This is a genomic window from Flavobacterium sp. UW10123 (genome assembly GCF_040538975.1).
Lineage (GTDB): Bacteria > Bacteroidota > Bacteroidia > Flavobacteriales > Flavobacteriaceae > Flavobacterium.
Genome location: NZ_JBEWQE010000008.1, coordinates 61,391 through 82,273, shown reverse-complemented (window position 1 = coordinate 82,273; position 20,883 = coordinate 61,391). Strand labels below are relative to the sequence as shown.

General features: G+C 32.0%; 23 protein-coding genes. 15 read left to right on the top strand and 8 right to left on the bottom strand.

The features are described 5' to 3' along the window. The first annotated feature begins 46 nt into the window (after window positions 1-46). The 5 genes from ABXT06_RS10690 to ABXT06_RS10670 all read left to right on the top strand — a co-directional run bounded on the left by ABXT06_RS10690 (window position 47) and on the right by ABXT06_RS10670 (window position 6,367). Window positions 47-775: a phosphoglycerol geranylgeranyltransferase gene (locus ABXT06_RS10690; RefSeq protein ID WP_354590754.1), complete on the top strand. Its 729-nt coding sequence runs from the start codon at window positions 47-49 to the stop codon at window positions 773-775. Window positions 776-795: 20 nt separating this feature from the next. Continuing rightward, window positions 796-1,419: a nicotinamide riboside transporter PnuC gene (gene pnuC / locus ABXT06_RS10685; protein ID WP_354590753.1), complete on the top strand. Its 624-nt coding sequence runs from the start codon at window positions 796-798 to the stop codon at window positions 1,417-1,419. Next, entirely contained in the window at window positions 1,380-3,494 is a 2,115-nt protein-coding gene (locus ABXT06_RS10680; RefSeq protein WP_354590752.1) for a DUF4301 family protein, read from the top strand. Before pnuC ends, ABXT06_RS10680 begins: the two co-directional genes overlap by 40 nt. Window position 3,495: 1 nt before the next feature. After that, on the top strand, window positions 3,496-3,900 hold the full coding sequence (gene arfB, locus ABXT06_RS10675; RefSeq protein ID WP_354590751.1) for an alternative ribosome rescue aminoacyl-tRNA hydrolase ArfB: 405 nt from the start codon (window positions 3,496-3,498) through the stop codon (window positions 3,898-3,900). Window positions 3,901-4,180: 280 nt separating this feature from the next. Next, window positions 4,181-6,367: a TonB-dependent receptor gene (locus ABXT06_RS10670; protein WP_354590750.1), complete on the top strand. Its 2,187-nt coding sequence runs from the start codon at window positions 4,181-4,183 to the stop codon at window positions 6,365-6,367. A 50-nt stretch (window positions 6,368-6,417) separates the two neighbouring features. Here ABXT06_RS10670 and ABXT06_RS10665 read toward each other — a convergent pair whose 3' ends face one another. Next, window positions 6,418-6,834 carry a Rieske (2Fe-2S) protein gene (locus ABXT06_RS10665; protein WP_354590749.1) on the bottom strand — a complete coding sequence of 139 codons (417 nt, stop codon included), beginning with the start codon at window positions 6,832-6,834 and terminating at the stop codon, window positions 6,418-6,420. Window positions 6,835-6,991: 157 nt separating this feature from the next. On the opposite strand from ABXT06_RS10665, the gene greA reads away from it, so the two are divergent. From greA to ABXT06_RS10635, 6 genes are all read left to right on the top strand, one after another. Beyond that, entirely contained in the window at window positions 6,992-7,468 is a 477-nt protein-coding gene (gene greA, locus ABXT06_RS10660) for a transcription elongation factor GreA (RefSeq protein ID WP_026728641.1), read from the top strand. Between the two features lie 50 nt (window positions 7,469-7,518). Next, window positions 7,519-7,908 (top strand): HIT family protein, encoded by a 390-nt coding sequence (locus ABXT06_RS10655; RefSeq protein WP_354590748.1) that lies wholly within the window; start codon window positions 7,519-7,521, stop codon window positions 7,906-7,908. Between the two features lie 265 nt (window positions 7,909-8,173). After that, window positions 8,174-9,439, top strand: a complete 1,266-nt coding sequence (locus ABXT06_RS10650) for a hypothetical protein (protein ID WP_354590747.1) — start codon at window positions 8,174-8,176, stop codon at window positions 9,437-9,439. Window positions 9,440-9,442: 3 nt separating this feature from the next. Beyond that, window positions 9,443-10,117 (top strand): hypothetical protein, encoded by a 675-nt coding sequence (locus ABXT06_RS10645; RefSeq protein ID WP_354590746.1) that lies wholly within the window; start codon window positions 9,443-9,445, stop codon window positions 10,115-10,117. Between the two features lie 118 nt (window positions 10,118-10,235). Continuing rightward, complete coding sequence (locus ABXT06_RS10640; protein ID WP_354590745.1) at window positions 10,236-11,189, top strand: hypothetical protein; 954 nt, start codon at window positions 10,236-10,238, stop codon at window positions 11,187-11,189. 5 nt (window positions 11,190-11,194) lie between these two features. Then, window positions 11,195-11,863, top strand: a complete 669-nt coding sequence (locus tag ABXT06_RS10635; protein WP_354590744.1) for a hypothetical protein — start codon at window positions 11,195-11,197, stop codon at window positions 11,861-11,863. 96 nt (window positions 11,864-11,959) lie between these two features. Here the strand turns inward: ABXT06_RS10635 and ABXT06_RS10630 are convergent, their stop codons facing one another. After that, on the bottom strand, window positions 11,960-13,111 hold the full coding sequence (locus ABXT06_RS10630; protein WP_354590743.1) for a sensor histidine kinase: 1,152 nt from the start codon (window positions 13,109-13,111) through the stop codon (window positions 11,960-11,962). A 161-nt stretch (window positions 13,112-13,272) separates the two neighbouring features. Between ABXT06_RS10630 and ABXT06_RS10625 the strand changes: the two genes are divergently transcribed. The 4 genes from ABXT06_RS10625 to ABXT06_RS10610 all read left to right on the top strand — a co-directional run bounded on the left by ABXT06_RS10625 (window position 13,273) and on the right by ABXT06_RS10610 (window position 16,134). Then, window positions 13,273-14,148: a flavin reductase family protein gene (locus ABXT06_RS10625; protein WP_354590742.1), complete on the top strand. Its 876-nt coding sequence runs from the start codon at window positions 13,273-13,275 to the stop codon at window positions 14,146-14,148. A gap of 33 nt (window positions 14,149-14,181) precedes the next feature. Further along, window positions 14,182-14,553 carry a DUF3127 domain-containing protein gene (locus tag ABXT06_RS10620; RefSeq protein WP_354590741.1) on the top strand — a complete coding sequence of 124 codons (372 nt, stop codon included), beginning with the start codon at window positions 14,182-14,184 and terminating at the stop codon, window positions 14,551-14,553. Window positions 14,554-14,690: 137 nt separating this feature from the next. After that, the gene (gene aat, locus ABXT06_RS10615) at window positions 14,691-15,335 is read left to right on the top strand and encodes a leucyl/phenylalanyl-tRNA--protein transferase (RefSeq protein ID WP_354590740.1); all 645 of its coding nucleotides are present in this window, start codon (window positions 14,691-14,693) and stop codon (window positions 15,333-15,335) included. Between the two features lie 4 nt (window positions 15,336-15,339). Then, window positions 15,340-16,134: an MOSC domain-containing protein gene (locus ABXT06_RS10610; RefSeq protein ID WP_354590739.1), complete on the top strand. Its 795-nt coding sequence runs from the start codon at window positions 15,340-15,342 to the stop codon at window positions 16,132-16,134. Here the strand turns inward: ABXT06_RS10610 and ABXT06_RS10605 are convergent. From ABXT06_RS10605 to ABXT06_RS10580, 6 genes are all read right to left on the bottom strand, one after another. Continuing rightward, window positions 16,131-16,841, bottom strand: coding sequence for a HesA/MoeB/ThiF family protein (locus ABXT06_RS10605; protein WP_354590738.1), 711 nt, complete (start codon window positions 16,839-16,841; stop codon window positions 16,131-16,133). The genes ABXT06_RS10610 and ABXT06_RS10605 overlap by 4 nt on opposite strands. A 42-nt stretch (window positions 16,842-16,883) precedes the next feature. Then, complete coding sequence (thiH, locus tag ABXT06_RS10600) at window positions 16,884-17,996, bottom strand: 2-iminoacetate synthase ThiH (protein ID WP_354590737.1); 1,113 nt, start codon at window positions 17,994-17,996, stop codon at window positions 16,884-16,886. A gap of 131 nt (window positions 17,997-18,127) precedes the next feature. Then, window positions 18,128-18,904, bottom strand: a complete 777-nt coding sequence (locus ABXT06_RS10595) for a thiazole synthase (protein ID WP_354590736.1) — start codon at window positions 18,902-18,904, stop codon at window positions 18,128-18,130. Continuing rightward, the gene (locus ABXT06_RS10590) at window positions 18,885-19,523 is read right to left on the bottom strand and encodes a thiamine phosphate synthase (RefSeq protein WP_354590735.1); all 639 of its coding nucleotides are present in this window, start codon (window positions 19,521-19,523) and stop codon (window positions 18,885-18,887) included. The genes ABXT06_RS10595 and ABXT06_RS10590 overlap by 20 nt, the downstream gene beginning before the upstream one ends. Further along, on the bottom strand, window positions 19,516-20,268 hold the full coding sequence (locus tag ABXT06_RS10585; protein ID WP_354590734.1) for a hydroxymethylpyrimidine/phosphomethylpyrimidine kinase: 753 nt from the start codon (window positions 20,266-20,268) through the stop codon (window positions 19,516-19,518). Before ABXT06_RS10585 ends, ABXT06_RS10590 begins: the two co-directional genes overlap by 8 nt. Further along, window positions 20,235-20,837 carry a thiamine phosphate synthase gene (locus ABXT06_RS10580; protein ID WP_354590733.1) on the bottom strand — a complete coding sequence of 201 codons (603 nt, stop codon included), beginning with the start codon at window positions 20,835-20,837 and terminating at the stop codon, window positions 20,235-20,237. Before ABXT06_RS10580 ends, ABXT06_RS10585 begins: the two co-directional genes overlap by 34 nt. Window positions 20,838-20,883: the final 46 nt, after the last annotated feature.

Genomic DNA, 20,883 nt, shown 5'->3' with positions numbered 1-20,883 from the left:
AAAATAGTTCTTCTGCATTAAAAATCTTTTACTTTTACACCCCGTTATGCAAGAACAAATACTCACTATTAGACAACAGATTTTAGAAGCTAAAAGCAATGGCCAAAAATTATTGGCAGTGCTTTTGGATCCTGATAAAATTGTGTTGGAAAATATCAATCGTTTAATTGAGAAAATAAACCAGTCGCCTGCAACTCATATTTTTGTAGGAGGAAGTATTGTTCAGAATAACATTTTAGAAGAATTGATTTCGGAGTTAAAGCAAAAAACAAATCTTCCTGTTATTTTGTTTCCTGGAGACCCTTCTCAGATTTCGCCACAAGCAGATGGTATTTTATTCCTGTCTTTATTGTCTGGCCGAAATCCAGATTATTTGATAGAATATCAGGTTCAGGCGGCTCCAATTCTTAAAAAAACAAATTTAGAAGTTATTTCTACAGGTTATATTTTGATTGAAAGCGGCAACGAAACTGCCGTTGCTCGTGTGAGTAAAACAAAACCTTTGAGTCGCGAAAATCTTGATTTGGTTTTGGCAACTGCACAAGCGGGAGAAATGTTAGGAAATCAGCTCATTTATTTAGAGGCGGGAAGTGGTGCAAAACAGCCTGTTCCAACGGAAATGATTGAACTTGTTTCTCAAAATATTCAAATTCCTGTTATTGTTGGTGGAGGAATTGTAGATTTGCACGGAATTCAAAAAGCATATAACGCTGGCGCAGATTTAGTTGTTATTGGAACTGCTTTTGAAAATAACAGTCGTTTTTTTGAGTTATAAAAAACAAATACCACATTTTCATGATAGATTTTTTTTTAGAAAGTTATAAAAATGCACCGCTATGGCATATTGCTTTGGAGTTCTTGGTATTTGTTTGCGGAATTTTAAGCGTTTGGTTTGCTAAAAAAGAAAACATTTGGGTTTACCCTACCGGACTAATTGCGACGGCAATATCAGTATATCTTCTTTATGTTGCAGGTTATATTGGGGACATGATTATTAATGCTTATTTTTCGATTATGAGCATTTACGGTTGGTATGTTTGGGCAAAAGGTGGGACTGCAGAAGACAATCTGCCAATTACCCGTACAAATTTTAATGAAAAAATAATCGGAATCTTACTGTTTGTTGTGACTGTTTTTGTAGTTTTCGGGATTTATAAATATTTTGATTACGAAATACATCCAGACAATTACGTCGATATGATTTCATCCGGAATATTTTTCGCAGGAATGTGGTATATGGCCAGAAAAAAAATAGAAAACTGGACACTTTGGATTATTGGTGATATTATTGTTGTGCCCCTCTATGCTTATCGTGGTTTAGGGATGTTGGCGCTACAGTATATAATTTTTACAATTTTGGCTATTTCAGCTTATTTAGAATGGAGAAAGATCTTAGACAGCAAAAAACAAATATCATAAAAATTGCTTTGTTTGGTCCTGAAAGTACAGGAAAAACAACCTTAGCAAAACAGCTTGCAGATTACTACGAAACCGAATGGGTTCCTGAGTTTGCACGCGACTATCTGCAAGAAAAATGGGAAGAGAATAAGCATATTTGCGTTGCAGATGATATGATGCCAATTGCGTATGGTCAAACTGCATTGGAAAATGAAAAACTGGCAAAAGCAGACAAATACTTGTTTTGCGATACCAATCTGATGGTAACCAAAGTATTTTCTGAAATGTATTACGGTTTTTGTGACCCGCTTTTAAATGAAGCAGCATTGAAACATGAATACGATTTGTTTTTCCTTACCGACATTGATGTTCCTTGGGAAAAAGACGATATTCGCGATACTCCAGAAGGGAGAGAAACTGTATTTTCTGTTTTCAAACAGACTTTAATAGATACAAAAAAGCCTTTTATAACCTTATCCGGGGACAAAGAAACACGTTTAGCAAAAGCAACAGCTATTATTGATGAATTGACTTTAGCTAAAGAGAATGATTTTTCGTCTAATGATTTTGTACAGATCTATAATAGAGGAATTGCTTTTGAGACTATTTTAAAGCAATTAAAAAGTTTTAAAAAAGGAATCTCAAAAAGTGATTTAATTAAGCCCGCTACAATCAATGATGGAATTTTAAATTTATCAGACAACGAATTCCAGCAGAAAGCATTATTTTTTGATCAGCAAAAGGATAAGTTTAAAATTAAAAAATTTGTTCCAGCGTCTGGTGCAGCAACAAGAATGTACAAATTCTTAATCGCATTTCTGAATGATTTTGATATTACAAAAGAAACCATAAATGCCTATATCAACAGAAAAAATGATAAAGAACTTGCCATTTTTATTGTTGGTATGGAAAAGTTTCCCTTCTTTGAAAAGGTGGATAAAAAACTAAGAGAAATTTATCGTGATTTTGAGACTTTAGAAAGAGATTATAAAAATTATTATTTTATAAAACTGCTATTATCTGCAGATTATTTTAACTCAGCAAATAAGCCCAAAGCGGTTTTGCCATTTCACCAATATGATACTCATATTGCCAATCCGATTGAGGAGCATTTAAATGAATGCGTACATTATGCATCATCAAAAAATGTATCTCATTTGCATTTTACAGTTTCAGAAATACATCAGTATTTATTTGAAAAAGCAGTTGATGAAATTAAAGAAAAAATAGAAAAGCCTTCAGGAATTAAGATTGATATAGGATATTCATATCAAAGTAAAAGCACAGATTCTATTACAATAGATTCAAAAAATAAGCTGGTAAAAGATAAAAATGATAATTTAATTTTCAGGCCAGGAGGACATGGCGCTTTGATTGAGAATTTAAATAATCTTGATGCCGATGTAATTTTTATTAAAAATATAGATAATGTAATTCAGAATCATATTGATCAAATTACATTGTATAAGAAAGCTTTGGCAGGTGTTTTGGTCGAAATGCAGCAAAAAGTTTTTGAGTACTTAAAATTAATAGATCAAGAGAAAATTCAGGAAGACAATATTGAAGAAATACTTCTTTTTTTAGAGAAGCGTTTTAGTGTTGAAATGACTGCAGATTTCAATAAATTTACTTTCAAAAATAAAATAAATAAACTGAAAGAACTTTTAGATAAGCCAATTCGTGTTTGCGGAATGGTTAAAAATGAAGGAGAGCCAGGAGGTGGGCCATTTTGGGTTATGAATAAAAAGGGTATAAAATCACTTCAGATTGTAGAAACATCTCAGGTTGATTTAGAAGATAAAAAACAAGAGAAAATTTTAGCTGAAGCGACACACTTTAATCCGGTTGACTTAGTTTGTGGTATAAAAAACTATAAAAACGAAAAATTTGATCTTCTTCAATATGTAGATCAAGAAACTGGATTTATTGTAGAAAAAAGCATTGATGGGAAATCGGTTAAAAATTACGAATTACCAGGATTATGGAACGGATCAATGGCTAATTGGTTAACCGTTTTTGTGGCAGTTCCATTAATTACATTTAATCCAGTGAAAACGGTAAATGATTTATTGAAAGCGGCGCATCAGCCACAATAATATGGATGCGGAAAAAATCATATCAGAGTTAAATTTCAAAGCTGTTCGAAGCAGTGGAGCAGGTGGGCAAAATGTGAATAAGGTTTCGTCTAAAGTTGTTCTGAATTTTGACCTGAATGCTTCGCAAGCTTTATCTGAAGAAGAGAAACTGCTTTTGCAGCAAAATATTGCAGCAAGATTAACCTCGGAAAACACCTTGATCTTAAACTGCGACGAAGATCGTAGTCAACTTAAAAACAAAGAAATTGTAACAAAACGATTTCTGGAAATTATCAAAAAAGGACTTTATGTTCCTAAAATTAGGAAATCAACAAAGATTCCAAAAGCGGTAGTTAAGAAAAGAATCAAAGACAAAAAGAATGTTTCTGACTTGAAGCAATCAAGAAAAAAACCAAAAATAGATTAAATCTCAATTTTAAAGTTCCAAATTCCACAAGACTAATTAAAAGTAAGTTTTTGGAATTTGGAATTTCTTTTTTTGGAGTTTTAAATATTTTAACACTAAATTTGCATTGTCTCAAAGGGGTGCTCTAAATAACGAGCTGAGATCATACCCAAAGAACCTGAGCGAGTAATGTTGCTAAGGGAAAAACGACACTATTGAGCGTGCACACTTTATTTTGTCGTGAAACAATTTATTAATTTAACAAAGAATAATTCCCCCTTTTATTCGTAATTCTTTACGAATGAAAACAGTTTTTAAAGGTGCTGAGGTACAAAGGTACAAAGGTACAGAGGTTCGATTTGTGAGAACCAAAATCATTTTCTTTACTCTATTTTCTTTTTTCTATTCTCTAACTTTTTTCGCGCAACAGCAAGATTCTACCAAAGTAAATCAGCTTGATGATGTATTGGTTTCTGCAGTTCGTGTTACTTCAAAAACACCAGTGAGTTTTAGTAATATGGATAAAAAGGAAATTAAGTATAGAAATTTAGGTCAGGACATTCCTGTTTTGATGAATTATCTTCCTTCAGTGGTAACAACTTCAGATGCAGGAAATGGTGTTGGATATACTGGAATTAGAGTGCGTGGAAGCGATGCAACACGTGTAAACGTAACCATAAACGGAATTCCGTACAATGATGCTGAAAGTCAGGGAACTTTTTGGGTAAATATGCCCGATTTTGCTTCTTCTGTAGAAAGTCTTCAATTGCAGCGTGGAGTTGGAACATCAACAAATGGGGCAGGTGCTTTTGGTGCCAGTTTAAATATGCTTACAGATAGTTATGCAAGAAAAGCGACAGGTGAGATTTCAAGCTCTGCAGGATCATTCAATACAATTAAAAATACTGTAAAGTTTAGCACTGGTTTATTAAATGATCATTTTGAAATTGCTGGACGTTTGTCTACAATAAAAACGCACGGATATATTGACCGCGGAAGTGCTGATTTAAAATCATATTTCTTGCAGGGAACTTATGTTGGCAAAACCACTTTGATTAAAGCCTTGGTTTTTGGTGGAACTCAAAAAACGTATCAATCTTGGAACGGAATTGATGCAGAAACGCTTAATACAAATCGTACTTTTAATTCTGCCGGAATGTATACAGACGATGCAGGAAATGTTCATTTCTATGATAACGAAACCGATAATTACAATCAGGATCATTATCAATTACATTGGAGTGAATCTATTTCTGATAAATGGAGTACAAACCTAGCATTTCATTACACAAAAGGAAAAGGATATTACGAAAATTATAAGGAAGATGAACCTGTTGAAGGTTATGGGCCAATTAAGCCAACAAAAACAGTTGAAGATGACAATGGGAATTTAGTTCCAGTAACCGATTTGATTCGTCAAAAATGGTTAGATAATGATTTCTACGGAACGACTTTTTCTGCTAAATATGTGACAGAAAAACTAAATGTTATTTTAGGTGGAGGCTGGAACAAATATGAAGGCGATCATTTCGGAAAAGTAATCTGGGCGCAATATTCAGATCAATCAGCGTTAGGGGCTCATTACTATGATGATTATTCGTCTAAAATAGATGGTAATATTTTTGCGAAAGCAAATTATCAATTCACAGAAAAATTAAGTTTCTACGGAGATTTGCAATACAGAAATGTGAAATATAAAGCAAATAGTAAAGAAACTGGTTTAGTAGACGATAATTTTAATTTCTTTAATCCGAAAGCTGGTTTGAATTACGCTTTCAACGAAAAAAACACGTTGTATTTCTCTTACGCAAGAGCAAATCGTGAACCAAATAGAACAGATTACGAAGGTGGAAATGTAAAACCAGAAAAGCTAAATGATTTTGAATTAGGATGGAGATTCAATTCAGAGAAATTTCAATTGAATTCTAATTTGTATTATATGGGATACAAAGACCAGTTGATTTTAACGGGAAGATTAGACGATGTTGGAAATCCTATTCGAGCAAATACTGAAAAAAGCTACCGTTTAGGTTTTGAATTTGATGCGACGATTGCGCTTTCTGAGAAATTCACGTTAAGACCAAACTTTACTTTAAGCAGCAACAAAAATGTAGATTTAGCAGTTGATGGCGAATTTTACGGAACAACTAAAATTGCGTATTCTCCAGAAGTAATTGCAGGAAACGTTATTGTGTATAAACCTATCGAGAGATTATATCTTTCATTATTGCAAAAATATGTTGGAGAACAGTATATGAACAATATTGAACTTCCAGCGGCAAAATTGGCCGATTATTTTGTAAACGATTTTAATGCATCTTACGAAATAAAACCAAAAACGATTTTTCAATCTATAACAATTACAGCTTTAGTAAATAATATTTTCGATAAAAAATATGTTTCAAACGGAGCAATGTGGGATATTTATCCATACTATTATCCTCAAGCAGGAACAAATTTCCTAATTGGTTTGAGCTTGAAATTCTAATGAAGCGAAGACACAAAAAAGCCTGAAAGTAGTTTCAGGCTTTTTTGTTTTTAATTGTATACGTGAATGACAGTTCCAGAAGATTCGACGCGATATTGTTTCATCGGATATTCTTTTCCGCCAAGTCCTGTAAATAAGTTATATTGAGTTTTGTCGCAAGAACAAACAGCGTAAATCCCGTCAATTGTCATTGCAGTACAAGAATTTAAAGCTTGGTTTGGGCACGCAGCATCAAAAGCGGTATAAGTTCCTTCTCCAGTTTTCATTACAATAATTCCTTTTGCGCCATAATTTGCAACATAAACAGGATTACTGGGATGTATTAATTTGTTATAAGTTGGAAGATTAGTGTCGAGATAAGCGTTTACCGAATAGTTAGGAATGTTCGGATTGTTATTGCTTCGATTATTGTCACTGCAAGCAAATAAAACTGCTGTAAATGCGATAAAAAACCAGATTTTTTTCATTATTTGAATAAGAATTAGTTAAAACAAAAATAATTTATTTAGATTTGAAATCTATATGATTAACATATAATTATGTACTATTAAAAATTATAGTATATTTGTGGTAAGAAAATCCCGTCGCGATGGGATTTTTTGTATTTATATAAACGATGAAGTTATGAGTAAAGTATCTTATTATACAGCAGAAGGATTAAAAAAATTAAAAGATGAATTGGAGCATTTAAAGAGTGTAATGCGTCCAAAGGCATCTCAAGATATTGCAGACGCAAGAGATAAAGGAGATTTGTCTGAAAATGCAGAATATGATGCAGCAAAAGAAGCGCAAGGTTTATTAGAAATGAGAATTGCTAAACTTGAAGAGGTATATGCAAATGCAAGATTAATTGACGAATCGCAATTGGATGTTTCTAAAGTTTTGGTTTTATCGAATGTAAAAATCAAAAACCAAAGCAACGGAATGGAGATGAAATATACGCTTGTTGCAGAAAGCGAAGCAGATTTAAAAACAGGTAAAATCTCTGTAACTTCTCCGATTGGAAAAGGTTTGCTCGGGAAATCTGTCGGAGAAGTAGCTGAAATTACAGTTCCAAACGGAGTTTTGAAATTTGAAATTCTAGAAATTTCGAGAGACTAAGTCATTGCGCGGAACGAAGCAATCACAGTATAAAGATTTAAAAATAAACCATGAGCTCAATATTCACTAAAATAGTTAACGGAGAAATTCCTGCATATAAAATTGCTGAAGACGAAAATTATTTAGCATTTTTAGATGTAAATCCAAACGCAAAAGGACACACGCTTTGTATTCCGAAACAAGAAATCGACAAGATTTTTGATATGGATGACGAACTGTATTTGGGTTTAATGAAGTTTTCTAAAAAAGTTGCGGCAGCTTTAGAAAAAACTGTTCCATGCAAAAGAATCGGAATCGCAGTTGTTGGGCTTGAAGTTCCTCACGCTCACGTGCATTTGATTCCATTAAATCATATGGATGAAATGCGTTTTATTGATAAAGTTTCGCTTTCAAAAGAAGAATTTGAAGCTTTGGCAAAAGATATTCAATCAAATTTATAGAATCACCAGATTGAATTAAGCCGAAACCTTTTCAATCTAAAAAAGCCTGCTTTTCTGAACTAGAAAAGCAGGCTTTTTTTTAGAATTCTCCTAAACTTTTCTAAGAAAGCATACTTTTAAAAACTACTGAAACTACTGATTTCTAGGCTTAAAAATCTTTTTTAATATCCAGCTTTATAATAGTTTTACCCTTTTAAAAAAGGCGATAAATTATTGTTATTTCTTGCAAATTTCTAAATGACAAAAAAAATTAAATGATATAACTATGATTAGAAAGAACCATACAATCGTACTTGAAGATACCAGTCCTTCGGAAATGGCAAGATTTAGACAAATTATGCTCAACATTTGGAGACAGCAGATTGAGGATGATAAGAATGCTATTGAGATGGAAAGTTTTATTAAAGAGCAGCAGGAAAAAACTACAGAGCCTAAAGAAAAATATACTACTACTTGGCTTGGAGAAGTCGTATTAAATAGCGATCTTCACGGCTTTAATTATAGGAATAATCCTAAACAAAATATCTTTAATACATCTACAGGAGATTTTGTTGATGCCATAGAAGATAAGTTTATTGATTCTAGTGTAAGCGTAAACGGTCATTTTTATAATAAAAATGGAACGTTTGAAGGAAAAGTAAATATTTCAAATAACAAAGGAAGCGTTAATGATGTATATGTCTGCGATGGGAAAGGAAATGCAAAAGATACATTTGTAAATGCAATTAAATTAGATATATCACATGAAAATTTTTGCTATATAGCAGGGGTGATAAATGCCGAGGATTCGAGTACTTTTGAAAGTGCAGCTGCAACTACTCAGGCTACATTTAATGCCGTTAAGTTTGAAAAAGGGGACAAACTTTCTATGGAAGAACAGGGGAAATTAGCAAAGAAACTACTTTCTACAGGTTATTCAACGGCTACATCGAAAAAATTATTAAAAGATGAAGATAATAACAGTCTTTATAAAAATGCGCGAAAAGGATTGATTCATGTTCTCCTAGGAAAAAAAGATTACTCCGAAGGAGCGGTATTATGGGATGGTATTGATTTTGCTGACAAAGGTATTACTCATAACAAAGCAACAAAAGAGGGAGGGATTTCTATTTCCAAAGAATTGTGGGTTAAATTCATAGAGAACTCTAAGTTTAAACCTGACAGCAAAGGAACTCAAAGACTTCTTTTGCATAAACCAAATTCACCAGCCCACGACAAAGATAAAACGAAAGTAGAAGCTTTAGCAACTATACCATTTGAAGAAGAAGAAAAAACAACAATAAAAACATCTTATGAGCCTTACATTTTTGATCTTTTTCCATCTCAAAATAAGAATTGGAACTTTCAGATTGAGTTAGAGGACAAAAAAAACATTGACTATTATGAAACTTTAGGCACTAATAATAACTCTGGAAGAGTTTTGCATAAAGCCACGGTAGTTTATGGAGGTCACATTTTTTGGAAGTTTTACTATGAACATCCAAATAATAAAGGTTATTTATGGAAATATTATATGAATCATAAATTATAAAAAATGAAAAATAAAATTTTAATCATTTTATTGATTTGCTTTATCAGTTGCAAAACTGAACCAAATAAAATTACTAATAAGGAAAAAAAAGAAAAAAAAGTCTATACTAATACTGCTTTTGTTGACGAACATACAGCAGATAGAATTGTAGCAGATACATTCTATTTAAAAAACAATTATAAATTAATAATTTTCCCCACTTTAGATAAAGGAAAAAAAGTAATTAATTTTAGATTAATTAAAGACAAAAAAGACAACACTTACCTATTAACAGATATACTTGAGTCACCTTATATTCCAATATATCAAAGTAAAGATTTTAAAAATTATTTTGTTTTACATGCAAGCTTCGGCACTCATAACCCTTATTTTTGGTTGTACGATAAAAAAACGGGAAAAGAAGTTTTTACTGGTATTGAAAGAGATTTTGACCTAAAAAATGAATTAATTTTATATGAAGATGAAAATAATGATGACAATTTATTTATTTATGATGTAAATACTAAAGAAAAGACATTGGTTGATATTCCATCTTATTTTATAAGTAAATATGAATGTACGAAATATAATGATTTCTATAAGAGCATTTATATTAAATATGTTACCGATAAATATTATTTTATAGCATTTAAAGATTGCCCATCTACAGTTGAATTTAAAGTAAAGAAGTCTAAATAATGTTTTACACAGATTTTGCGAATTCAGATTATTGGATCTCTGGGACAATAAGTGCAGGAAAGAGTATATTTTGGAAAATAACAAAAAATAGATTAACAAATGAAGCCCCTATAAACAAATGAAAAAAATAATAAACTTATTTTCAATTGCTTGTCTTTTGTTATTCTTTTGTAGCTCAAATATAAAAAAAGACAAATCTAATTATACTATCGCTTTTGTAAAAGAGGTATATATTGATGAAGGAAATTATACTTTCAATGATGAAAACGATAGTACTTATACCAAAGCGGAAGGAGAGAGAATTGAAAATTTTATAGGTATTTTTTCAAAAAAACAGGATACTGTTACAGTATACAAATTAAATCAAGATTTAAACGAAAAGCCTGAAAAATTTTCCTTTTGGTCGAAAAATAAAAATAATAAATCAATAACGTTTTATTGTTCTGCCGGAGATGATATAAAAATCACTTTTAGCAACCTAAATAAAGTTATCGTTAACAACGATACTTATCAGGTAAACAAAGAGTATTATAATTTTTTAAAACAAAAAATACTTATTGAAAAATCAGTTTTAGATCTAGGTTTTTTCTTAAAAGATGGTTATGGTGATTATGAAGAGTTCTTAAAGCCATTAAATAAAAATTGGAGAAATCAAAAAGAAAATAATAAATTTAAAATCATTCAAGCGAAAATAAAAAATAAAAATTATCAAACTGACAACCATTTTTTCACATATAGTTTTACTTATAAATATGATAAAAATGGAATCGTAGAGAATGTTTTAGGAGAAAATAGTTTCAATAAAAAATTTGTCAAAGAAAATAATAAGTACATAATATATGTTATAAATCGCTCAATAAACGAGAGAGCTTCGGAGAATGAGCATTTATATAAAAATAAAATAACATTTTTTGATTCTATTGTCGGAAATAGAACGAGATATTCTAATGCGACCACTTACTGTTACAAAAAATATCAATCCAAATTAAGCACTATTGATGTTGAAACAAAACCTCAAAAAATTCAAGATGTTTTGAAATTATTGAATATTGACCAAAATTGTCTTAACTAAAAAAAATGAAAAACATAATTTTAATCATTCTCTTGATTAGTTTTTTCAGTTGTAAAACTGATAATCGCAAATTTTCTAATGAGGAAAAAGAAACAAAGAAATCAATTGATACCGTCTTTTTTGATGATAGAGGTGATACAATAAAATCACAAACATATTATCTCAAAAACAACTATAAATTAATTATTTTTCCAACTTTAGATAAAAATGAAGAAGTAATTAAGTTTAGATTGATTAATGGCAAAAAAGACAACACATATGTATTAGTTGAAACTTTCCAAGCAAATCATCGACAATATTATGAAGGAGTTGATCTTCAAAACTATTTTGCTTTACATGCCAATTTAGGTACTCATAATCACTATTTTTGGCTGTATGAAAAAGAAACAGGGAAAGAAATTTTTACCGGTATTGGAAGAGATTTTGACCTAAAAAATGAATTAGTTTTATATGTAGATGAAGATAATAATTATAACGAATTTATATATGATGTAAATACAAAATTAAAGACGCTGGTTGATATTCCTAAATCATTTGCAGATAAACAAGAATGCACTCGTAATGACTATTTTGAAAAATCTTCATATATAAAAAGAGTTACCGATAAATATTATTTTATTGCATTTGAGGATTGTCCATCTACAGTTGAATTTAAAGTAAAGAAGTCTAAATAATACTTTATGTAGATTTTGAGAATCTAGGCTATTGGATCTAGAATCTTTATTATGAAACTAGGATAAAAATAATTAGATAAAGTGCAGTAAGTTATGTTACTGCACTTTTTTATTTAAAGCAATTTGAAAAGTAGTTCCTTTTCCTATTTCAGAGGAGAGCACTTTAATTTTTCCATTATGATACTCTTCAACAATTCTTTTCGTTAGAGAAAGTCCAAGTCCCCAACCGCGTTTTTTTGTGGTATATCCAGTTTCAAAAATCGTTTTAAACTGTTTTTTAGGAATTCCAGTTCCCGAATCTTTAATGTTGATTTTTACCTGATGTGCGTCTTGCTCAATTTGAAGGTCAAGAGTTCCTTTTCCTTTCATGGCATCAATAGCATTTTTAACCAAGTTTTCGATAGTCCAGCTATGCAAAGTAGGGTTTATCATTCCTAAAATAGGAGAATCTGGAGCATGAAACGAAAAAGCAACTTGTTTAGAAAAACGAGATTGCAGATACTCATAAGCCGTTTTGGTTTCTTCTACAATATCATGAAGTTCTAAAACAGGAATAGAACCAATTTTAGAAAAACGATCTGTAATGGTTTGCAAACGCTCAATATCTTTTTCAATTTCAGTACTAATCGACGGATCTATATCTTCGGTTTTTAATATTTCTACCCAGCCAATTAATGAAGAAAGAGGAGTTCCAATCTGATGTGCCGTTTCTTTTGCCATTCCCGCCCAAAGTTTATTCTGGGTTGCCATTTTAGTGCTTTTGTAAAAGTTGTAAATTAAAGCAATGCATAAAAATATAATCAGAAGCAGCGCAATCGGGTAGTATTTAAGTTTATTTAATAAGGAAGAGTTTCCGTAATATAATGTCTGATATTTCCCTGGAGCATATTCAAAAGTAATAGGTTCGTTTTCATTTTTTAACTTATTCAAAAAAGCTGTTAGTTTTTTCTTGTTATTAAGAATTTCATCAGGAACGTTGACCGCACTCACCACTTTATCATACAGCATTATTATACCTGGAATCGAAGTATTATTGTTGAAAATCTGGAGAGGAAGTTCTACATCGGTATTTTCATCGGCATTCACTATCGTAATTTGTGCCTTCACAAAAAGGTTCATTTTCAAGCGTTCTTCATTTTTAAAAATTTGGAAGAAAGTATAAGTGTTCCAAAGAATTAGAGAAATGATTATAAAACATACCGAAATAATAATCCAGCGGGTTGTATTTGTTCTTTCAGAAAAAGACATATCAGTTTTTTTGAGGTATAAATATAACGAAATATACACATTTTATATTTTGCCGATATAGAAAGATTTTTTCGTTTTTATCTGTAAAACTATTTCTTCGAATTAAACCATTTCAATACTTTTGTAGCTTCTAAAATGAGATTCTGTCTAAATTTTAAAGTATGATCAGCGTTAACCCAAAAGAGATTCCAACGGCCAAATTGCAAGGCTATCTACAGAGTTCAATCGGACCTAGACCTATTGCTTTTGCAAGCACAATTAGCGAAACTGGAGTTCCAAATTTATCTCCGTTTAGTTTCTTTAATGTGTTTAGTGCTAATCCGCCAATTTTGGTTTTTTCGCCATCAAGACGTGTTCGCGATAATACAATTAAACACACTTTGATCAATGCAGAAGCGACTCGCGAAGTGGTAATAAATGTTGTTAACTACGATATTGTGCAACAGACATCTTTGGCAAGCACAGAATATGGAGATGGAGTAAACGAATTTATAAAAGCTGGATTAACCCAAATTCCATCCGATTTAGTAAAACCATATCGCGTAAAAGAATCTCCAGTTCAGTTTGAATGCAAGATTACGCAGATTATTCCGTTAGGAACAGAAGGTGGAGCAGGAAATTTGATTTTATGTGAAGTCGTGAAAATTCATATTGACGAATCGATTTTAGATGAAAATGGAGCGATTGATCAGCATAAAATTGATTTGGTTTCAAGACTTGGAAATAATTGGTACTCAAGATCTAATCAAGGGCTTTTTGAAGTCGCAAAACCCTTGACTACATTGGGAGTAGGTGTAGATGCGATACCGGATTTTGTAAAAGAAAGCCCTGTTTTTGATGGGAACGATTTAGGAAAATTAGGAAATGTTGAAACCTTGCCTACAAAAGAAGAAGTTAGTATATTTGTGAAAGAAAATTTCGCAGTCAAAGGAGTTTTAAGCTCAGACGATCAGAAAAAAGTGCATTTAGAAGCTAAAAAATATCTGGATAATGGCGATGTAGAATCGGCTTGGAAAGTGCTTTTAGCTAGAAAATAAAAGAAATAGAAACAATAATTAATATAGACGAAGATGGAAGTTACAGGAAAAGTAAAAGTGGTTAACCCAGAGCAGCAAGTTAGTGCCTCATTCAAAAAAAGAGAATTAGTTGTTACTACTGAGGAGCAGTATCCACAACATATTTTAATCGAATTTACACAAGATAAATGCGATTTGTTGAGTAGCTATAAACAAGGAGATGCAGTAAAAGTTTCTATCAATTTAAGAGGAAGAGAATGGGTTAATCCACAAGGAGAAACTAGATATTTCAATAGTATTCAAGGTTGGAGAATCGAAAGATTAGCTGCAGAAGGATCTGCACAAGGAGCTCCAATGCCAGCAGCAGAAACTTTTGCTCCAGCAACAAACTTAAACGAAGACGAACCAGACGATTTACCGTTCTAAGAGTTTAAAATTCAATTTACTAAATTCCAAATTCCAATTCATTCTCGTGAATTTGGAATTTGGAATTTTATTTTTGATTCTTTTTATTTATCTCAAATCTTGGAATTTGGAATTTAAAAAATTGATTAGTTTTAAAAATGTACTATTTATTCAACGATTTATTTTTTCCGCCAGTTACAGAAGCTGATGAAGAAGGTGTTTTAGCTATTGGAGGCGATCTAAGTCCAGAGCGTTTACTATTGGCTTATAAAAGCGGTATTTTCCCGTGGTTTAATGAAGGAGAACCGATTCTTTGGTGGGCACCTGATCCGCGAATGGTGTTGTTTTTTGATGAATTAGTAATATCCAAAAGCATGAAAAAGATTCTCAATAAGAAAATGTTTAAGGTTACTTATAATAAAAATTTCAGAGAAGTAATTTCAAATTGCCAGCAGATAAAACGTGAAGGACAAAACGGAACTTGGATTTCTGATGAAATGATAAATGCGTACTGCAAATTGAATGAAGAAGGAGTGGCAAAATCCGTTGAGGTTTGGCAGGATGATGTGATGGTTGGTGGTTTGTATGGAATTGATTTAGGAAAAGGAAATATTTTTTGCGGAGAAAGCATGTTTTCTAAAGTTTCAAATGCATCAAAAACAGCTTTTATTGCTTTAGCCTTATATTTGAAAAAAGAAAATTACAAATTATTAGATTGTCAGGTTTACAATCCGCATTTGGAGAGCTTAGGCTGCCGAGAAATTGATCGTGAAGAGTTTATGTCCATTTTAAAAAGTAAATAGAAAAATGAGTGCAGTGTATAGCGTAACAGAAATTTATATTTATCCAATAAAGAGTTTGGCAGGAATTAGTCTTGAATCCGCAAAAGCTGAAGAAATGGGATTTGAAAATGATCGCCGTTGGATGCTTGTTGATGCAGAAAATCAGATGCTGACACAGAGAGAACATCGCATTATGAGTCAGTTTTATCCACAGATTTCAGATGGAAAAATAAGCATTACTTTTCAGGACCAAAAGCATGAATTTTCTGTTGCTGAGCATTTAGAAAATGTGATAGAAGTTAATGTTTGGGATGATAAAAGTGAAGTGGTTGAAGTGAATCTTGAAACTTCAAAATGGTTCAGCCAACATTTAGGTTTTGATTGTAAATTGGTTAAAATACTCAAAAATGGAGCTCGTAAACACGAAAGTTCTAAATTAAAAGAAACATTCAATGTGAGTTTGGCAGATGGTTATCCATATTTAATGATTGGATCTAAAAGTTTAGATTTTCTGAATGATAAATTGGATGAAAAAATTACTATAAAAAGATTTCGTCCCAACATTGTAGTAAGCACTGAAAATCCTCATGAAGAAGATGATTTTAAGACTTTTACAATAGGAGAAGTTCAATTTAAAAACATAAAACCCTGCGGAAGATGTGTCATGGTTAACAATGATCCAGAAAATGGGCGTTTGAAAAAAGAACCTTTAAAAACTCTAAGCAAGTACAGAAATGTAGATAATTCTGTTTTATTCGGAACCAATCTTGTGAGTTTGAATTCAGGAATTATCAGCATTGGTGATAAGGTTGTTTTCTAGAAATTCAGTTTTATAAAATTCCAATTTAAAGTATTAAAAATTACCAATTCATTTTTTAAAGTCGGTAATTCTAAGATCAATTTTAAGGTTTCATGCGCCATCATGTTGCCAACAATTCCGGGTAAAGTTCCGAGAACGCCATTCAAATTGCAATTCGGAACGTCTTTTGGATCGGGCATTTCAGGAAATAAATCTCTAAGATTTTTGCTTCCGTTATGATTAAAAACTGCAATCTGACCTTCAAATTTTAAAATGCTTCCGTAAACTAACGGTTTGTTAAGCTGAACGCAAGTATCATTGACTAAATATCGAGTAAAGAAATTATCAGAACCATCTACAATAATATCATAGTGCTGAATGATTTCCGATGCATTTTCAGCAGTTAATTTTTCATTAATAGCAACAGCTTCAATCAGCGGATTTAGTTTAGAAACGACTTCTTTAGCAACAATTGATTTATGCTGACCAATTTCATTTTCAGTATATAAAATCTGTCTATGAAGATTGTGAATTTCAATTGTGTCAAAATCCATGATTCCGATAAAACCAACTCCAGCGGTTGCAATATATTGTAAAATCGGACAGCCTAAACCGCCTGCGCCAATTACTAAAACTCTAGCTTTTTTTAGTTTTTCCTGACCTTCATCACCAATTTCTGGAAGAATAGTTTGCCTATTGTAACGAAGGAATTCTTGTATAATACTCATTTTTTTAATTGTGAATTGTTAAGTCTTGAAACTTGAAACATTTCAACTATAAGCTTTGTTCCAATCTTTCCAAACAGGTTCATAACCTGAATTTTTTATGATTTTTGAAATTTCTTCTGCTGAGCGTTCATCGCTGATTTCGAATTGCTCTAAAGATTGCGGGTCGACAACATAACCGCCTGGATTTGTTTTAGAGCCCGCACTCATACTCGTAACGCCAATCGGAATAATATTGTTTCTGAATTTCTCGTTTTCACGAGTAGAAATCGAAATTTCTAGATCTTCATTCCATAAACGATAAGCACAGATTAATTGTGTCAAATCTTTATCGTCCATAATAAAATTGGGTTCGATAATTCCTTCAGCAGGACGAAGACGCGGAAAGGAAACCGAATATTTTGTCTGCCAATATTTTTTTTGAAGATAATCTAAATGTAGAGCATTGAAGAAACTATCTGTTCGCCAATCTTCTAAACCTAATAAAACACCTAAACCAATTTTGTGGATTCCTGCAGTTCCAATTCTATCAGGAGTTTCCAATCGATAATCGAAGTTTGATTTTTTACCTTTTGTATGATACTTTTTGTAAACTTCCTGATGGTACGTTTCCTGATATACCAAAACAGAATAAACGCCAGCATCATGCAATCGTTGATAATCTTCTGTAGAAAGTGGCTGCACTTCAACAGAAATAATGGAAAAATCTTCTTTGATTAAATTAATGGCATTCAGAAAATAATTGATGTTTACAGTATAATTTGCTTCACCTGTAACCAATAAAACATGATCAAAACCGATGTTTTTTAAGGCTTCGACTTCCAGTTTTATTTCAGCATCAGTCAGCGTTTTTCTTTTGATTTTATTGTCTAAACTAAATCCGCAATACGTACAAATGTTTTGGCACTCGTTGCTTAGATATAACGGAGCGTACATTTGTATCGTTTTTCCGAAACGTTTTTTGGTAGTTTCATGGCATTTTTGTGCCATTTGCTCTAAATAATTTTGAGCAATAGGCGAGATTAAGATCAAGAAATCGTCGAGATTGTATTTGGTTTTTGCTAAAGTACGTTCGACATCTTTTGATGTGGTTTTGTATATTTTAGATTGGATTTCATCCCAATTATATTGCTCAAAAATGGATTTGAAAGTATTCATGTGAGTTTAGTTTTACTGCAAAAGTTTTTTAACGCAAAGCGCGCTAAGAATACGCAAAGTTCGCTAAGCTTTGAGTTCTTGTCTTTGACAAAAAGTTCGCAAAGCTTAGCGAACTTTGCGTTAGAAAAAAATTACTCATAAAGAAAAGAAGTCAAAGGACTAGAAGCCGAAGCATATTTTTGCTGATTGGCAACTTTAGCCTCAAAAGCCTTTCTTCCAGCAATAACGGCTTCTTTGAAAGCCTCAGCCATTAATTTCGGATTTCCTGCTACAGCAATTGCCGTGTTTACTAAAACAGCATCGGCACCAATTTCCATTGCTTTTGCTGCGTCAGACGGTGCACCAATTCCGGCATCTACGATAACAGGAACGTTACTTTGTTCAATTATGATTTCTAAAAAATCGATAGTTTTCAAACCTTTATTGCTTCCAATTGGTGAACCTAAAGGCATTACAGCCGATGTTCCAGCACTTTCTAAGTGTTTGCACAAAACGGGATCGGCGTGAATATAAGGAAGCACGATAAAACCCAATTTTGCCAATTCTTCTGTAGCTTTTAATGTTTCAATTGGATCGGGCATTAAATATTTTGGATCAGGATGAATTTCCAGTTTTACCCAGTTGGTTTCAAGAGCTTCTCGAGCCAATTGCGCAGCAAAAACAGCTTCTTTCGCATTTCTTGCTCCAGAAGTATTGGGCAATAAATTGATATTTGGATGTTTTAAATGCGATAAGATAGCGTCAGTATCAGTTTCAAAATCAATTCGTTTTAGAGCTACAGTAACCAATTCGCTTTCGGAGGCCAAAATAGCCCGTTCCATTTCTTCATTCGAACCAAATTTTCCCGTTCCGAGAAACAGACGGGACACGAAGGCTTTGTCTCCTATGTTAAACAATGATGTTTGCATATAATTTTTCTTTTAATTGTTGAATTAATTTTTCCTTTTCATCACTTTCAGTAATGATTCCAGACAAGGCAATTCCGAAAATTCCAGTTTCCATTAATGGACTTACATCGCGTAATGTGATTCCGCCAATAGCATAAACAGGAACGTCGATTTTATTTTTTTTCAGTTTTTGAAGAATTTCATGATAACCTGACAAACCCAAAATAGGACTAAGTTTTTCTTTAGTTGCTGTAAATCTAAAAGGCCCCAAACCAATATAATCACAGCCGTTTTTCATATGATTTTCAATATCTTCAAAAGTATTGGCAGTTCCTCCGATAATTTTTGTAGAGCCTAAAATTGCTCTTGCTTCGTCGATTTTCGTATCAGTTAATCCTAAGTGAACTCCGTCAGCTGCAATTTGTTCTGCGAGATGCAAATCGTCGTTTACAATAAAATTGGCAAGATATTCTTCGCATAAAGGTTTTACGGCTTCCGCTAAAGTAAAAACGTCTTTTGTTGTTTGATTTTTAAATCTCATTTGCACCCAATTGCATCCAGCATCAAGTGCCTGATGTATGTTGCGTAATTGGTCGTCAATTGTTTCGCCTTGCGAAATATATTGCAGTTTGCTATACATGATGGTATCCGATTAATGTTGATGTTGAAGTCAAGTATTTTTCTATGTAGGTTTTTGCATTTTTACAAGCTATTTCCATAGTTTGATCTAGTGCTAAATTTGAAGCGATTGCTGAAGAAAGGACACAGCCTGAACCATGTTTCTCATGGCAGCCTTTTTCCGTCGGAAATAAATCAAGAATTTTATTTTTCAAAAACAATTGATCTTTTCCAATTTCATTCGAATTATGACCACCTTTGAGTAGAATTGCAGTTGAAATTTCATTCTCAATCCAAAGATGGTCTTTTATAAAACCAGGAAACAATTTTTCAATTTCTATGTAATTAGGTGTAATCAAATTAATTTTGGAAAGGATTTGGTTTAGATCTGAACGATCTTCAATGTTTAAGAAATCAAACTCTGTAGTCGATTTTAAAACTGGATCCCAGACAATTTTTGTATCGGGAGAAATTAGTTTTATCGTTGAAAGAATTCGGTTTAAATAAGATAACGATGGTACAATTCCGATTTTAACAGCACTGATCTTATAGCTTTGAAACAAGACTTCAATAGATCGTACCACAAAATTGATATTGATCCATTCAATCTTATAAAATTCATTTTCAGTCTGAATAGTATTAGCTGTTGCAATAGCGAAACCAGTAACTTTATGCTGTTCAAACGTTTTGATATCAGCCAAAATTCCAGCACCTCCCGAAGGATCTAAACCTGCTATTGTAAGTACGAATGGACGATTTTCTGACATAATTTAAATTGTTCTAACGGATTTTCATTGTTCCAAATACTTCCTAAAAGCGCAACATCATCAAAACCATTTTCAAGAGTTTTTTGAATGTTTTCTGCATTAATTCCGCCTAAAGCGATCGCTTTTGTTTTATTGTTTGTTTTTGATTTTAAAGCTTCAAAAAGATCAATTTTTGGATGATAATTTTCTTTAGAAATACTTTTAAAAATGGGGCTCAAGAATGCATAATCAAATTCATTTTCTAACGAATTAAAATCTTGGATAGAATGCGTCGATGTTGAATTAGATTTGCAAGGCTTTGAAAACCTTATCGGAAAGTCTGAATTCTGTTTTCTTTCTTTTTCAGAAAAATGAAATCGGTCGACACCAAAATCTTCTGCTAAATAATGATGATTGTGCAAAACAACTTTATTACGAAATTCTAATTTTATCTGATTAATAAATTGAGCCATTTCTAATGCTGAAAAATCAGGTTTTCGGATATGAAGTAAAGACAATCCTTCTTCAAATAAAGAATTCAGCATTTGAATTTCATCTTCAATAAAAAAAGGATTTGTAATCACAATCATAATTTGAAAAATGTTTTTTGTGAGATGTAAAATGTGAAAATCAAAG